Consider the following 16,613-nt stretch of genomic DNA (forward strand, 5'->3'; position numbering starts at 1 on the left):
CTTACTCGCCTTTAAAAACAGGATTTCTTTTCTCGATAAACGCGTCTACACCTTCTTGATAATCCGATGTATTCCCTGATTTAGCTTGAAATAATCCTTCTTGTATTAATTGTTCTTCGATTGAATTATTAAATGTTTGATTCAATAATTTCTTTGTATAAGCCAAACCTTTTGTTGGAAGATTGGCTAATTTATGAGCAATCTTAGCAACTTCTGCATCGAAAATATCATCAGCAAAAAACTCATAAATCATTCCGATTTCTTTTGCTTGAGCCGCCGAAACTTTATCAGCAAGCATCATTAAAGCAGTCGCTTTTTGAAGTCCAATTAAACGAGGTAAGAAATAAGTTCCTCCACAATCTGGAATTAAACCAATTTTAGAAAAAGCTTGAATAAAATTTGTCGATTCTTTCGCGACAACAATGTCACAAGCCAAAGCTAAATTTGCTCCCGCACCGGCAGCAACACCGTTTACAGCAGCAACAACTGGTTTGTCCATGTTTCTAATTTTAAGAACCAATGGATTGTAATTTTCTTGAACGATTTTATTGAAGTCGATTTCTTTTTCTTCTAAAACTTCGCCTAAATCTTGACCAGCGCAGAATGCTTTCCCCGTTCCAGTTAAAACCACTGCACGAACAGAAACATCTTGGGCTGCAACATCCAAGTGATGTTGAAGAGATTTAATCATTTCCTGATTAAAACTGTTAAAAACAGAAGGACGATTCAACGTAATCGTAGCAATTCCTCCCTCTTGTGTGTATAGGATTGATGTTGAATTTTCCATAATTTTTTAGTGATGACATTTGAAATAATCAAATGGTTCGTGGCAACTATTGCATTGATACATAGCTTTGCAGGCTGTAGAACCAAATTGACTGATAAGTCTGGTATCTGTAGAGCCACATTGTGGACATTCTACATTTTGTTCGTCAGAAAAAAGCACATCAGACGAAGGATTTTTGGTTGGCGGTGCAATTCCATAAGCCTTCATTTTTTGCTTTCCTTCTTCTGTCATCCAATCAGTTGACCACGAAGGACTCAACTGATTAATGACATTGATATTTTTAAATCCTTTTTCGATTAATTTTAAACGAACAGAAATTGAAATTGCACTCATAGCAGGACATCCCGAATACGTTGGCGTAATTGTAACGTTAACACTTTCTTGGTCAATTAATTCAATTTTACGCACAACACCAAGGTCAATTACACTAATCACAGGAATTTCTGGATCAGCGACTTCCTCCATGTATTGCCAAATTTCTTTTTCGGTTACCATTGCGAATCTGGATAAGTTCTTTGTAAATATTGTAAATCTGTTAAGATAAATCCTAAATGCTCTGTATGAACACCTTCTTTACCTCCTTTTTGTACAAAAGCATTTTCTACATCTGCATCGATTGTCGCTTCGTCTAAAATTGCTTTTACATTTGCTAACCAAGTTGCTTGAAATTCTTCTGGACTTGAAATTAATCCTTCTTCAACTAAAGCTTTTTGGTAAGGCGCTAATAAAAACGCTTCTTTTACATAAGGTAAAATATTGTTTACAGCTTCCTGAATCTTATCGTGAGATTCTTGTGTTCCGTCTCCTAAACGAATCATCCATTCTGATGACCATTTTAAGTGATATTTTACTTCTTTTAATGATTTTTCAGCGATGGCTTGTAATTTAAGATCTTTAACTTTCAAGAATTGTTCTAACAATAATGCATGGTAAGAATCATAAAAGAATTGACGTGCAACCGTATCTCCGAAATGTCCGTTTGGTAATTCAACTAACAATAAGTTTTTGTATTCACGCTCTTCGCGTAACATTGCTAACGTATCTTCAGTTGCTCCATTCCCAATCATTTCAGCCGCATAGTCATAATAATTAGATGTTTGACCTAATAAATCCAACGCCATATTAGACATTGCAATGTCTTGTTCTAAAATTGGACCATGACCACACCATTCGCATAAACGTTGTGCCAAAATTAGATTTGTATCCGCTAAATGCAAGATAAAATCAATGTAATTTTGATTGTTTTGATAAACTGTACTTGTCATAAATTACATGTTTTTAATTTCTTCTGGTACATCATAAAAAGTTGGATGACGGTAAACTTTGTCTTCTGCAGGATCAAAAAATTGTTCCGCTTCATCAGGATTAGAAGCATGAATATTAGCAGATTCTACCACCCAAATACTTACACCTTCTAAACGACGTGTATATACATCACGTGCATTTTCTAGTGCCATTGTAGCATCAGCAGCATGTAAGCTCCCAACGTGTTTGTGGTCTAACCCTTGTTTACTTCTAATGAATACTTCCCATAAAGGCCAATCTCTATTTTCCATCTTTTTATGCGTTTTTGCGTTGTTCTTTTTCTAATTCTCTTTGTTTTCTTTTTTCGTGGTAAGCTGTTGCAGCATCACGAACCCAAGCTCCTTCGTTGTGTGCGTTACGGCGAGCATCCAAACGTTGTTTATTACATTTACCGTTTCCTTTCACAACATTCCAGAATTCTTCCCAGTCAATTTCTCCAAATTCGTAGTGACCTGTTTCTTCGTTGAATTTTAGATCTGGATCTGGAATAGTTAATCCTAAATATTCAGCTTGAGGAATAGAAATATCCACGAAACGTTGACGTAATTCGTCATTCGAGAAACGTTTAATTCTCCATTTCATTGATAATTCTGAGTTTGATGATTCTTCATCTTTTGGTCCAAACATCATTAATGTAGGCCACCACCAACGATTCATTGCATCTTGCAACATCGCTTTTTGTTCTGGTGTTCCTTTTGATAATACCACTAATGCTTCGTAACCTTGTCTTTGGTGGAAAGATTCTTCTTTACAAACACGTACCATTGCGCGAGCATAAGGTCCGTAAGAAGTTCTACATAGTGGAACTTGATTCAAAATCGCAGCTCCATCTACCAACCAACCAATCATTCCGATATCTGCCCAAGTAAGGGTTGGATAATTGAAGATTGATGAATATTTTGCTTTACCTGAATGTAAATCATTCAAAGTTTGAATACGAGAAACACCTAACGTTTCTGCAGCACAGTATAAGTATAATCCGTGACCAGCTTCGTCTTGAACTTTCGCTAACAAAATTTTTTTTCTATTTAACGAAGGCGCTCTTGTAATCCAGTTTGCTTCTGGTAACATCCCAACAATTTCTGAGTGAGCATGTTGAGAGATTTGTCTAATTAATGTTTTGCGGTATGCGTCTGGCATCCAGTCTTTTGGTTCGATACGAACTTCATTTTCAATCTTATTATCGAAGATTTCTTGAAAATCAATTTCTTTTGCACTCATTTCTAAACGTTTTTAAAGTTGATTATTTGGCATCAAAATCTACCACGACTTCTGCAGAACGAGGATGCGCTTGACACGCTAATACAAATCCTCTTTCTAATTCATCTGGCTCAAGTGAGTAGTTGATGTCCATTTCTACCTCACCCTTCTCTACTTTACACTTACAAGTTGCGCAAACACCACCTTTACAAGCATAAGGTAAATCAGCTCCGTTTTGTAAAGCCGCATCTAAGATTGTGTCGCCATTGTAACCCAAATCAATCTGTAAAGCTGTTGCATCTAATTTGATGGTAACTTTACTCATTGTGTCATCTGATTGTTTTACAGCTTTTTGACGCTCTACCTTTTTCGCTTCTGCAGATGCACTATAGAATAATTCGAAATGCAAATGCTTTGCATCAACTCCTGCTTCTACAAAAGCGTCACGACCGCTTAAAATCATTTCTTCTGGTCCACAAAGGAAAACTTCGCTTACTTCTTTTGGATCGATGATATTTTGCAAGAAATATTCAATTTTTGCTTTATCAATACGACCACTCAAAATCTCAGCATCAGCCGTTTCACGACTCAAGATATTGTAAACGCTAATGCGTTCCATATATCTATTTTTTAATGCTTCGATTTCTTCTTTAAAAATAATCGAACCTTTGTTTCTGTTTCCATATAACAGCACAAATTGACTGTTAGGTTCTGTTTGTAGAACTGTTTTGATGATAGAAAGTACAGGTGTAATTCCTGATCCCGCCACAATTCCTACATATAATTTTTTGTTGTCTTCGTGTACTTCTGTAAAGAAATTTCCTTGTGGAGTCATTACATCAAGAACATCGCCAACTTTGATTGTATCGTTAACAAATGTCGAGAAAATTCCATCCTCAATTTTCTTTACAGCAACTCTTAATTCATTATCCAAAGGACTTGAACAAATTGAGTAAGAACGTCTAATTTCTTCGTTATTGTGAAGATTCTTAAACGTTAAATATTGACCATGTTTGAATTTGAATTCTTGGTTTAATTCTTCAGGCACTTCAAATGTAACGGATACACAATCTGGTGTTTCCTTTTTTACATTTTTAACGCGTAATTGGTGAAAATTTATAGCCATATTATTTTTGAAATCCGTTAATTAATAGTGTCATTAAGTCATTTTCTAATTGCTCTGGTGAGATATCTCGTCCAGGTTTGTACCACAATTCTATCCAACGTAATGATGATAATAAAGTAAATAAAGCAACCGAAACATTCAAGTCTTTAAATTCGCCTGCTGCAATTCCTGCTTTGATAAGATTAGCGATTCTTTTTTCGTATCCTTTTCGAATTGTTTTGTACAATTCTTTTTTCGTATCCGAAAGATTTTTCCAATCATTATTTGCAACAGAAACTTCGTTTGGCTCATCAATAATCATTCTGACGTGTAATTGAATTAAATCTCTCAATTTCTGAACATTTGATTCGTCAGTATCTTCGATCGAACTAATGTGAGAAACATATTGATTGGCAACTTTAAAACAAATCTCTTCTAAAATTTCGTCCTTCGAACGAATGTGATTGTATAAACTTGCCGCTTCCATTCCAACTTTTTCAGCTAGTTCGCGCATTGATGTAGCCGAATATCCTTTTTGTTTGAAGATTAATGCAGCTTCTTGAATAATCAGTTCTTTTTTACTTTGTTTAGGCATATATTTATAAATGTCTGTTATCGATGATTCGGTTTAATTTTCCTCCTTCACTTTTCGGAAGTCCATCAACTTGATACAATTTAACATTCATTCCTAATCCAATATTGTCTCTAATCTTTTTGTGAATGTTAGAGATTAATTTGCAACATGCATGATTAGATTCGTCGTTCAAATTATCACAAGTGAAACCTTGGCTTGCAAAATAGTCAGGATTAATTTCAAATCCAACTTCTACAGCATCCATATTTTTAGGTTTTGTTAAAACTACTTGATAATTTGGTGATAATTCTGGGAATTCTGGAATAAAATCAGCGATTTGCGTGTGAAAGAAATTTACACCTCTAATAATCATCATATCATCTGCACGACCAATAATCGGCCCCATTTTGATATGTGTTCTTTTCTTAGAATGTTCGTATGTAAGGGTTGTAATATCTCCAGTCCAATAACGCACCAATGGTAAAGCTTCTTTTGTTAACGTTGTAATCACTAAAACACCAGGTTGTCCGTAAGGCACAGGCTCACCTGTTTTCTCGTCTACAATTTCTGGAAAGAAATGATCTTCCCAAATGTAAGATCCTGTTCCTTGCTCTTCGTAATCTTCGTTAGATACACCAGGTCCGATAATTTCGCTCAATCCATAAATATTAGACGCTTTGATATTTAAACTTCCTTCTACTTCTTGACGTAACGCTTCTGACCAAGGTTCTGATCCTAAAATCGCAAACTTAAGGTTTAAGCTTTCTAACGATTCTCCTCTTTTTTTGATTTCCTCTGCCACTGTTAATGCATACGAAGGCGTTGCACAAATCGCATCAGCTTGAAAATCTTTCAACAACATGATTTGTTTTTCAGTATTTCCACCAGAAATAGGAACAACTGTCATTCCTAATTTTTCTGCTCCATAATGTAATCCCAAACCTCCTGTAAACAAACCGTAACCATAGGCATTTTGTAATGTCATTCCTGGTTCGCATCCAGAAGCCGCTAAAGAACGCGCTACTACTTCTGAAAATAATTCGATGTCGTTTTTGGTATAACCTACAACAGTTGGTTTTCCTGTTGTGCCGCTTGAACAATGTAAACGGATTACGTTGCTCTTTGGTTCTGCAAATAATCCGAACGGATAGTTCTCTCTTAAATGTGTTTTTTTGGTGAAAGGTAATTTGTGTAGATCTTCAACACCTTTGATGTCTTCTAGCTTTATTCCAGCTGCATCAAACGCTTCTTTGTAAAAAGGTACATTGTTGTACACTTTGTTCAACATTTTTTGAAGTCTTTCGTTTTGAAGAACGCGCAATTTTTCAATTGGCATTTGTTCTATCTCGGGATTAAATATCATAATTTTTGCAGATTTTGATTTTTGATAATAACAAATTTAATCAAAAAAAATAAAAAAACTAACAAACGTTAGTTTTTTTAGTGTAAAAAATACAATTATTATTAATTATTGCCTTTTTAATAGGATAAAACACTATTAATCAATGTTTTTAATTTTTCAGCATTTGGTAACATTTCTGCTTCTAAAGTCGAATTTAATGGAATTGCTGGCATATCTTGCGCTCCTAACACGCGAATTGGTGCATCTAAGTACTCAAAACACTCTTCATTAATTAAGCCTGCAATACTCTGTGCAAAGGAGTTCTGCTTCGCTTCTTCTGTCAAAACAATACAACGATTGTGTTTTTTTACACTATTAAAAATCGACTCCTCGTCTAACGGAACTAACGTTCTTAAATCGATAATTTCGACTTGATTAGGAAAATCCTTAGCCGCTTGCTTCGCCCAATACACACCCATTCCATAAGTAATAATCGTTACAGAATTATGATTTTGAGAAGATTCAACCATTAAAACTTCACGTGCTTTACCAAAAGGCAATACATAATCTTCGTCTGGCTCAACTGTCGCCGCATCTTCTGTTCCTTTTATTTTACTCCAGTACAAACCTTTGTGTTCTAACATCACCACAGGATTTGGATCATAATAAGCTGCTTTCATCAAACCTTTTAAATCTGCTCCAGTAGATGGATAAGCAATTTTGATTCCTTTTATATTTATCAAAACACTCTCAACCGAACTTGAATGATAAGGTCCTCCGCTTCCGTACGCACCAATTGGCACACGTAAAATCATCGAAACTGGCCATTTACCATTTGATAAATAATTAGAACGTGCCACTTCTGTAAACAATTGATTAAGACCTGGCCAAATATAATCGGCAAACTGAACTTCAACAATTGGTTTTAAACCTACTGCGGACATTCCAACTGTAGATCCGATTATAAATGCTTCTTGAATTGGTGTATTAAATACACGATTTTTACCATATTGTTTTGCTAAAGTTGCCGCTTCACGAAAAACTCCACCCAAACGCAACCCTACATCCTGTCCATATAATAAAGCTTCTGGATGTTCTGCCATTAATTCGCGAATCGCAAACAATGCAGAATCCACCATTACTCTTTTGTCTTTTCCTTCTGGCGAACGATTTCCTTTTTCTTCGGTAATCGGTGTAGGCGCAAAAACATGCGTATATAAGTCTTCAGGACGAGGATCTTCTGCTTTCAATGCTTCTTGATATTCAGCCTGAACTTGTTCTTTTATCTTATTCTCAATTTCGATTAAATCATTTTCATCGAAACCTTCATTTAATAATGTATCCTTTAATTTATTGTAAGGATCACGAGATTGTGCTTCCTCCAAATCATCTCTGTACCATTCTTTGCGAACGCCAGATGTATGATGATTCAATAAAGGGACTTTTGCATGCACCAAAATCGGACGACGTTCTGTACGAATAATTTCAATTGCACGTTGAATAGTTTCATAAGAAGCTAAGAAATCCGTTCCATCAACCACAAAAACTTCCAAACCTTTGAAACCTTTTGCATAATGAGCGATATCCTGCGCACGAATTTCATCTGCTGAAGCCGAAATATCCCATTCATTATCTTGAACCAAATATAAAATTGGCAATTGTTTCAAAGCTGCCATTTGGAAAGCTTCTGCCACTTCGCCTTCTGTACAAGACGCATCTCCTAACGAACAAACTGCAATTGGTTTTATTTCTTCGTCACAAAGACCTTCTAATTCTTTGTATTGCATTCCCATCGCAATTCCCGTTGTTGGAATCGCTTGCATTCCCGTTGCACTACTTTGATGCGGAATTTTCGGCATATTATCACGACGCAAACTTGGATGAGAATAATAGGTTCTTCCTCCAGAAAAAATATCATTTCGTTTTGCTAATAATTGCAACATCAATTCGTAAGGCGTAATTCCTATTGATAACAACATGGCGTCATCACGGTAATATGCGCTTAAGTAATCTTGTGTTAATAATTGTAATCCTGTAGCAATTTGAATTGCTTCGTGTCCACGCGCTGTTGCATGCACATATTTGCTTGTTACAACTTTATTTTCTTCGTATAATTCGGTTAAAGATTTTGCAGTAACCAATAATTCGTATGCTTGTTTAAGTAATATTGTTGTTGATAATGTGGTTTCCATTCTGATTAAATTTGCGTGTTAACATCCCAATTCTCCATGTAATCTGAAATTCGTTTCAAAAAAACGCCTCCCAAAGATCCGTCTATCACACGATGATCAAACGAAAGTGACAAATACATAAATTGTCTTGCCACGATAATATCTCCAAATTCAGTTTCTAAAACCGCAGGTTTTTTCTTAATCACACCAGTGGCTAAAATTGCAACTTCAGGTTGATTGATAATTGGCGTTCCCATTAAATTACCAAAAGTTCCTACATTGCTAATTGTGAACGTTCCTCCACGAACATCATCTGGCGAAAGTTTATTATTTCTCGCTTTATCTACAATTGAATTTACGCCTTTTGCTAAACCTTCTAAATTCAATTCATTGGCTTGATGAATAACAGGAACAATTAAATTATTGCTTGGTAAAGCAGTTGCAATTCCAATATTTATCTCATTGTGTTTGATTATTTTAGTTTCAGTCTCATCAACTGATACATTAACCATTGGAAAATCTTTAATTGCACGAACAACACAATCTACAATTAACGGAGTAAACGTTAATTTTTGTTTATATTTTGCTTCAAAAGCAGCTTTATTTTCTTCGCGCCATTTCACAAAATTCGTAACATCAGGTTCTACATAAGCCGTCACATGAGGCGAAGTTTGTTTACTCTTTTTCATGTGTTTCGAAATCAATTGACGCATTTTATCCATCTCAATGATTTCATCTTTCGCTCCAAAAGAAGAACTCGAAACTACACTATTTTCACTTAAAGTATTACTTGAGTTATTAGTTGTAAATGGTTTATTTTGAATATAATTTAATACATCATTCTTAGAGATTCTTCCATCACGACCAGAACCTTTTATTTGTGAAATATCAGTTGATTGAAGATTTTCTTTTTGAATAATACTTTTTACCAAAGGTGATAAAAATTGATTTGTATCGATTGAATTTATAGTTTGTAAAGTTGTAACAGTCTCAATCTTTTTTTCTTCAACATTTTCAATTTTTTGAGCTGATTGTTGTTGATTTTCTGAAGGCTCAATTAAAGCGAAAACTTCTCCGATTTTTATTTCATCTCCTTCATTAAATCTAAACTCAATAATTTTTCCAGCAGTTGTAGAAGGCACATCAGAATCTACTTTATCCGTCGAAACTTCGGCAATTACCTCATCCTCTTGAATGAAATCGCCAACGTTTTTTGTAAAACGAACTAATTGTACAGACTCAACACTTTCTCCCAATTTTGGAATCGTTAGTTCTATATTCTTCATTTTATTTGTTTGCAGTTTTGAGCGTTGAAGATAATGATTTTTTATAAAAACTAATGAATGTTAGTTGAAATATTCATTGAAATTTTGCTTTTTTAGTGTAGCTATTACATTATCCAAAACTCAATCCTATTAAAACCTCATCACCAAACCAATTCCTGCTTGATTATTTTGATAAACAGGAAAAACCATTGTCGCTACTTTTGATTCTTTATTTTTTGGATAAAACCAATTGTTAATCGTTGGAAATAACCAATACGCCAATTCCGTAGATAAAATTCCTATTCCCGCTCCAGCAACAACATCTCCAACCCAATGGCGATTATTGATAACACGATAAATACCTGTAAAAGCAGCCAAAGGATACCCAGCTAAACTCAACCAAAAATTAGAATCTTGATATTCTCGAAACATAAATTGAGCCGTAGAAAACGCATTTGCCGTATGTCCAGAGGGAAAAGAAAGATTGTTTGTACCATCGGGTCTTTCTTCTTGTACAGTGTGCTTTAATCCCATCACCAAACCTGTATTAATGATTTGAGAAGTTGCAAAAATTATTGTCCGATCTCGTAAATTATGTTTCCCTTGAACGCCAGCTAAGTTCAATCCATAGACCGCTGCAGCAGGTAAATATTGTGTATAATTATCAAATTTATTTCCTTTTGTTTTATCTTCTAAAATTTCATTTTGAGTAGATTTATTCAAATTATCCAACGCAGGAATTGCCAAACTCAAACTTCCATACGTAATTAAAGTTGCAGGAATAATCAACTTTTTGGCGTTAAAATGATAAACTTTATCTTCTGGATTAAATGTTGGCTTCGAAATAGAATCAAGTTGAATAGAATCCGTTTTAGTTTGCTGAATCGTATCTTGTGCATTTCCTTTTATCGAAAATATTGAAAGTAATACACAATTCATTAATATCGTTTTTGTTTTAATTTGGTTCATTTTCACATTCATTTTATTGAACAAATGTATTTGAAACCTCCTTACACAAAACTTAAGATTTGATTAAGAAAAAAGCCATTAGAAATAATCCAATGGCTTTTAAAAATATCTATTTATAAATTTCCTCGACGTTCTTGTTCTCTTTCTAAGGCTTCAAACAATGCTTTGAAATTTCCTGCTCCAAACGATTGTGCTCCATGACGCTCGATAATTTCGTAGAATAATGTTGGACGATCTTCAACTGGTTTTGTAAAAATTTGTAACAAATAACCTTCTTCATCACAATCAACCAAAATTCCTAAATCTTGTAACTTCTTGATATCCTCATCAATTTCACCAACACGTTCTGGAATCATATCGTAATAAGCCTCTGGTGGCGCAGATAAAAACTCAACTCCGCGAGATTTAAGCTCTGTAACAGTTTTTACAATATCCTTAGTTGCAACTGCAATATGTTGCACACCTTCTCCTTCGTAAAAATCTAAATATTCTTCAACTTGAGATTTCTTTTGACCTTCTGCAGGCTCATTAATAGGAAATTTTGAATAACCATTTCCGTTACTCATCACTTTCGACATTAATGCCGAATATTCTGTATTGATTTGTTTGTCATCAAACGATAAAATATTTACAAATCCCATAACATCTTGATACCAAGCAACTGCCTCGTTCATTCGATTCCAACCTACATTACCAACACAATGATCTACATACAATAAACCACAATCTGTTGGTTGATATGTTGATTCAGATTTCACATAACCGGGCATAAAAGGACCTTCATAATTTTTACGCTCAATAAACATATGAATCGTTTCACCATATGTATAAATTCCAGACATTTTTACTTCACCAAACTCATCTGTAATCGTAGTTGGCTCCATATACGGTTTTCCTCCACGTTTCGTTGTTTGCTCAAAAGCATCGTACGCATCATCCACCCAAAGTGCCAAAATTTTAACTCCATCACCATGTTTCATTGCATGTTGACAAATTGGAGAATCTGATTTCAAACCAGAAGTTAATACCAAACGAATCTTCCCTTGTTGTAAAACATAAGAAGCTCTATCTCTCACTCCTGTTTCTGGCCCTGCATACGCAACCTCCTGAAATCCGAAAGCTGTTTTGTAATAATGTGCAGATTGTTTTGCATTACCAACATAAAACTCGATATAATCCGTTCCATTAATTGGAAGAAAATCTTGTGCTAATGCTATTTTTTCTGCAAATGTTTGTGTACTCATTTTTATTGTGTTTTTATTTTTATGTATTATGTAAAAAGTAAAATGTATTAAGTTTTACTGTATATGATTTATTCAGCTTCTATTTATTTAAAATATTTGATTTTGAATCAAGTTCATAATGACTTTTATTAAATCCTGTCTTAGATTCTTCGACAAGCTCAGAATAACAACGAACTTAGAACTTAGAACTTAGAACTTAGAACTTAGAACTTAGAACTTAGAACTTAGAACTTAGAACTTAGAACTTAGAACAAAATTAAAATCTCTTAATAAAGCCAAGATTTATAATAATCTGGATCTTCTATTTCTAACGCTTGTTCAGTTAACATCAATGGACGAAAAGGATCAATCATCACTGCTAATTCGTGTGTTTCTTTCGCTCCAATTGATTTTTCAACTGTTCCAGGATGTGGTCCATGTGGAATCCCAGCTGGATGTAATGTAATTTGCCCTTTCTCAACCGATTTTCTCGACATAAAATCTCCATCCACATAATATAAAATCTCATCAGAATCTACATTACTATGATTATAAGGAGCTGGAATCGCATTTGGATGATAATCGAAAAGACGCGGAACAAAACTACAAATCACAAATCCTGCACCTTCAAAAGTTTGATGAACAGGTGGCGGCTGATGAATTCGCCCTGTAATTGGCTCGAAATTATGAATTGAAAAAGCCCATGGATAATGATAACCATCCCAACCTACAAAATCGAAAGGATGAGTTCCATAAACATACGGATAAATCAAATCTTCTTTTTTGATCATAATCTTGAAATCTCCATGTTCATCATTGGTTTCAAGATTTTGAGGACGTTTAATATCGCGCTCACAAAAAGGTGAATGTTCCATTAATTGTCCAAAATGATTGCGATAGCGACGAGGCGTTTCAACTGGACTAAATGATTCTGTAATAAACAATCGGTTATTTGAATCATTAAAATGAAGCTGATAAATGATTCCGCGTGGAATCACTAAATAGTCTCCATATTCAAATTCAATTTGACCATATCCAGTTTTCAAAACTCCAGAACCTTCATGGATAAAAATTACTTCATCCGCCATCGAATTTTTGTAGAAATAATCAGTCATCGACTCTTGCGGTGCAGCTAACGAAATATGTAAATCATTGTTTACCAAAACTGGTACACGAGATTCTAAATAATCTTTGGTTGGCTTTACTTTGAAACCTTTTAAAGATGTATGTTTTAAATGTTTTGCGCGAGCAATTTTAGGTTCTACCGAATAAGGTTCACTAATCGCTTTTACCAAAGTTGGCGGATAACAGTGGTAAACATTGGAATACGTACTCGAAAATCCATGCGTAGAAACTAATTCTTCTGCATATAATTCTCCATTTGGTTTTCGGAATACCGTATGTCGCTTTTGTGGGAATTCTCCCAAATGATGATAAAGTGGCATATCGTATTTTGTTTGTTATTTTGATGAAAAGGTAGATAGATGACGAGATTCGTCAACAAATAATCTGCAATATTCTAGTGTGAATATTGAGCAAATACAATTTTGGAAAGTAAAGCAGAAGTTTGCTTATTCATTCCAACAAATAAAGGTTTAATATTTTCCTTAATTTTTTGCATTTCTTTTCTGTGGTTATCTCAAAGATAGAAACATTTTTTGATTGTACAAAATACACTTTAAATATATTATCAACTTTAAGGCACAATACAAATTAAACAAACTCCCTATTTTCAGGGATTGTATAACGTTATTTAGCAGATTAAATTTGTGAGTATAAAAACACAAACATTATGAAAAAGAATTTATTTGCAATTTTAGCAATCTCTGCCTTAATTTTTACTTCTTGTAAAAATGATAAAAAAGCTACTGAAACGAATAACGAAAATGTGGAAGCAAAAAGTAACAATGAAACTGAAAGCAATTCTGGAGAAGCTACATCCACTTCTAATTTATTAGCTGATGTCACTTTACTGAATAAAGCTGAAAAAGAATTGAAAGAATTACCAAAATTCAAAGGAAAAGAAATCAAAGTATTTCAACAAGTCTACTTTTATGGTGATGGAAGAATTAAATTAGCGATTCAAGATCCTACGAAACCGGAAAATATAGATGATTATTTATTTCAAAACGGAAAATGGCAAGAGCCACAACCAGTTCAAATTTCTGGTGGAGGAAGCATGGATGATAATGTTTTTCCTTTAAGTGATATTAAATTTGAAACGGTTGCAAACATCAACAAACAAGTTGAAGTAAAATCAAAAGATATTGAAGGAGCGCAACCTTTGGGAGCACTTTATTATGCAATGAATCCCGCTACAGGCGAACTAAGATGGATGGCAAGCGTACAAGGTACAAGAGGAAATTATACAGGAATGTTTAATTCTGATGGCTCTTTAAAATCATTTGATCAAAATTAATACAAATTCATATCTACCAAAAAAACCTTGAATAATTCAAGGTTTTTTTTATGTTTATACGATTAGTAAAACTGTTTCTTTTAATTTTTCGGCTTGTTTTGAATAGATAAAAATCTCAAAATCAGTTTGTATTTTTTCTTCAAAACTTTGTTTCATTTGTAGATACGAAACTGCTTTTGGACTTTCTTTCAAGTATTGAACAAAATCAACCAACCATTCTCCAATCTCTTTGTCCACAACAATTTCAAGATAATCTTGTTTGGTATGAAACTGTAAAACAGCATTCTCAAAAGTCTTCCCTTTTTTGGTTTTCGTAACAAATTCTATTTGAGGCTTTCCTCCTAACCAAACTACTTTTTGCGTTGGTTTATGCGTTATGAAAGTTTCATTATTCAAAACTGTTTCGATATAATTTGGTTGAATTGACGTTTTCGGAACTTTAAAATCAAACCATTCATTCAGCGACAACTCAAAACCAACACCGTGCATATAGTTAAACAATGATTTCTTTAATCCATACGAAAATTGATCGTGAATTAAGCCTGATTTTTCTTCGCAAATCATATCATTATTCGCAAAAGTTCCTAATTCAGTACTATGATTAATCACTTGATATTTCTCTGGATTCAATCCAACTGGACTATGCGCTGTCATCGCAAATTGATGCCAAAATCCTGATTGAAGAATTCCCAATTCGAACATTTGACGAACCATTTCCAAACTATCAATCGTTTCTTGCTTTGTTTGCGTCGGAAAACCATACATCAAATACGCATGTACCATAATTCCAGCTTCCGTAAAATTACGGTTGACAACCGCAACTTGTTCTACCGTTACGCCTTTATCAATCAGTTTTAACAATCGATCCGAAGCCACTTCCAAACCTCCAGAAACCGCAATACAACCCGAAGCTTTTAGTAATCGACACAAATCGTATGTAAAACTTTTCTCGAATCTTATATTTGTCCACCACGTTACGGTCAATTTTCTTCGAAGAATTTCTAACGCAACTTCTCGCATTAATGCTGGTGGAGCAGCTTCATCAACAAAATGGAAACCTGTATTTTGAGTTGTTTTAATCAACTCTTCCATTCTGTCTACAATTTGTTTTGCCGCAATTGGTTCATAAATCTTAATATAATCTAAGGAAATATCACAAAACGTACATTTTCCCCAATAACAACCATGCGCCATCGTCAGCTTGTTCCAACGTCCATCACTCCACAAACGATGCATTGGATTTACTACTTCGATAACCGAAATATATTGATCTAATTTGATGTCCGTATAATCTGGTGTTCCAACTTCGCTAAATTTATAATCTCGAACAGTTTGATTATTGATATAAGAAACTTGTTGATTTTGAAGTGCAAAAGTTCTTTTCAAATCAGAAATCTCAACTTCTTGATTGATGTATTTTAACAATTGCTCAGTTGGCGCTTCACCATCATCTAATGTAATAAAATCGAAAAACTCAAATACTCGTGGATCGCTTAAAGAACGTAATTCTGTATTCGGAAAACCTCCGCCCATGTCCACAACAATTTCAGGATAATTTGCCTTGATATATTGAGCACAACGAAAAGCCGAATATAAATTTCCTGGAAAAGGAACCGAAAAACCAATCATTTTTGGATTCGTTTTCTGAATTAATTTTTCTAATTCCGAAAGTGTTATTTTATCAATATAAGTTGGATCTTTCGCTAATTCTTGATACAATTCATCAAAAGAATTTGCTGATCTTCCCAAACGTTCTGCATAACGAGAAAAACCAAAATTTTCGTCAACCGCTTCAATGATTAAATCCGATAAATCTTCTAAATATAAAGTTGCCAAATGCTTCGCTTTATCTTGAAAAGACATCGAACCAAAGGCCCATTCCAAATCTTCAACCTCAGCAAAACGAGAAGCTTCTGGTAAATATCCATCTTGAATAATTGAATCAGCTAAAGTCGAATTTTTACCTTGTAGAAATCGAATAACAGGATCAATAGTTGCGATATATTCATCGCTTAACATCACCATTCTTTTACTATTATCACCTAATTCAATTTCTTGATTTTGAATAAATTCAAATAAATCAATTAAACCTTTTCTTGAAAATAATTGTAAGATAACATCTAAACCTAAATCAGCTTGAAAAGTTGAATATGAAAGTGTATTTAGAAATCCTTTTAAATAAACTGTTCCAGGATATGGTGTGTTTAATTGCGTAAATGGTGGTGTGATTAATAAAAGATCCGTTTTCAATCG

Annotated in this window: 15 protein-coding genes; 1 reads left to right on the plus strand and 14 read right to left on the minus strand. The window is 34.1% G+C overall.

All coding sequences use genetic code 11. From position 1 onward, the window contains the following. Position 1 precedes the first annotated feature (1 nt). The 13 genes from B4A23_RS03910 to B4A23_RS03970 form a co-directional block, all read right to left on the minus strand. Complete coding sequence (locus B4A23_RS03910; RefSeq protein WP_291117089.1) at positions 2–787, minus strand: enoyl-CoA hydratase-related protein; 786 nt, start codon at positions 785–787, stop codon at positions 2–4. A 6-nt stretch (positions 788–793) separates the two neighbouring features. Next, a complete protein-coding gene (gene paaD, locus B4A23_RS03915) occupies positions 794–1,282 on the minus strand; it encodes a 1,2-phenylacetyl-CoA epoxidase subunit PaaD (protein WP_291117092.1) in 489 nt (162 codons plus the stop codon). Next, positions 1,276–2,052, minus strand: a complete 777-nt coding sequence (gene paaC / locus B4A23_RS03920) for a 1,2-phenylacetyl-CoA epoxidase subunit PaaC (RefSeq protein ID WP_286500585.1) — start codon at positions 2,050–2,052, stop codon at positions 1,276–1,278. Before paaC ends, paaD begins: the two co-directional genes overlap by 7 nt. 3 nt (positions 2,053–2,055) lie before the next feature. Continuing rightward, the gene (paaB, locus tag B4A23_RS03925) at positions 2,056–2,343 is read right to left on the minus strand and encodes a 1,2-phenylacetyl-CoA epoxidase subunit PaaB (RefSeq protein ID WP_038335709.1); all 288 of its coding nucleotides are present in this window, start codon (positions 2,341–2,343) and stop codon (positions 2,056–2,058) included. Between the two features lie 4 nt (positions 2,344–2,347). Beyond that, positions 2,348–3,313, minus strand: a complete 966-nt coding sequence (gene paaA, locus B4A23_RS03930; RefSeq protein ID WP_038335708.1) for a 1,2-phenylacetyl-CoA epoxidase subunit PaaA — start codon at positions 3,311–3,313, stop codon at positions 2,348–2,350. A 22-nt stretch (positions 3,314–3,335) separates the two neighbouring features. Continuing rightward, positions 3,336–4,418 carry a 1,2-phenylacetyl-CoA epoxidase subunit PaaE gene (gene paaE / locus B4A23_RS03935; RefSeq protein ID WP_180906686.1) on the minus strand — a complete coding sequence of 361 codons (1,083 nt, stop codon included), beginning with the start codon at positions 4,416–4,418 and terminating at the stop codon, positions 3,336–3,338. A gap of 1 nt (position 4,419) precedes the next feature. Then, entirely contained in the window at positions 4,420–4,992 is a 573-nt protein-coding gene (locus tag B4A23_RS03940; RefSeq protein ID WP_115000316.1) for a TetR/AcrR family transcriptional regulator, read from the minus strand. Between the two features lie 4 nt (positions 4,993–4,996). Further along, positions 4,997–6,334 (minus strand): phenylacetate--CoA ligase family protein, encoded by a 1,338-nt coding sequence (locus B4A23_RS03945; protein WP_286500589.1) that lies wholly within the window; start codon positions 6,332–6,334, stop codon positions 4,997–4,999. Positions 6,335–6,450: 116 nt separating this feature from the next. After that, complete coding sequence (locus B4A23_RS03950; RefSeq protein WP_291117099.1) at positions 6,451–8,505, minus strand: alpha-ketoacid dehydrogenase subunit alpha/beta; 2,055 nt, start codon at positions 8,503–8,505, stop codon at positions 6,451–6,453. A 5-nt stretch (positions 8,506–8,510) separates the two neighbouring features. Continuing rightward, the gene (locus tag B4A23_RS03955; RefSeq protein ID WP_291117102.1) at positions 8,511–9,770 is read right to left on the minus strand and encodes a dihydrolipoamide acetyltransferase family protein; all 1,260 of its coding nucleotides are present in this window, start codon (positions 9,768–9,770) and stop codon (positions 8,511–8,513) included. A 129-nt stretch (positions 9,771–9,899) separates the two neighbouring features. Beyond that, entirely contained in the window at positions 9,900–10,688 is a 789-nt protein-coding gene (locus B4A23_RS03960) for a phosphatase PAP2 family protein (protein ID WP_291117105.1), read from the minus strand. Positions 10,689–10,831: 143 nt separating this feature from the next. After that, positions 10,832–11,962, minus strand: a complete 1,131-nt coding sequence (gene hppD / locus B4A23_RS03965; protein WP_125350265.1) for a 4-hydroxyphenylpyruvate dioxygenase — start codon at positions 11,960–11,962, stop codon at positions 10,832–10,834. Between the two features lie 266 nt (positions 11,963–12,228). Next, positions 12,229–13,386: a homogentisate 1,2-dioxygenase gene (locus tag B4A23_RS03970; protein WP_291117107.1), complete on the minus strand. Its 1,158-nt coding sequence runs from the start codon at positions 13,384–13,386 to the stop codon at positions 12,229–12,231. A 347-nt stretch (positions 13,387–13,733) separates the two neighbouring features. Between B4A23_RS03970 and B4A23_RS03975 the strand changes: the two genes are divergently transcribed. Then, positions 13,734–14,360, plus strand: a complete 627-nt coding sequence (locus tag B4A23_RS03975) for a hypothetical protein (RefSeq protein ID WP_291117110.1) — start codon at positions 13,734–13,736, stop codon at positions 14,358–14,360. Between the two features lie 54 nt (positions 14,361–14,414). Here B4A23_RS03975 and B4A23_RS03980 read toward each other — a convergent pair whose 3' ends face one another. Next, positions 14,415–16,610, minus strand: a complete 2,196-nt coding sequence (locus B4A23_RS03980; protein ID WP_291117113.1) for a B12-binding domain-containing radical SAM protein — start codon at positions 16,608–16,610, stop codon at positions 14,415–14,417. Positions 16,611–16,613: the final 3 nt, after the last annotated feature.

Source organism: Empedobacter sp. UBA7248, from assembly GCF_002472945.1.
GTDB classification, from domain to species: Bacteria; Bacteroidota; Bacteroidia; order Flavobacteriales; family Weeksellaceae; genus Empedobacter; species Empedobacter falsenii_C.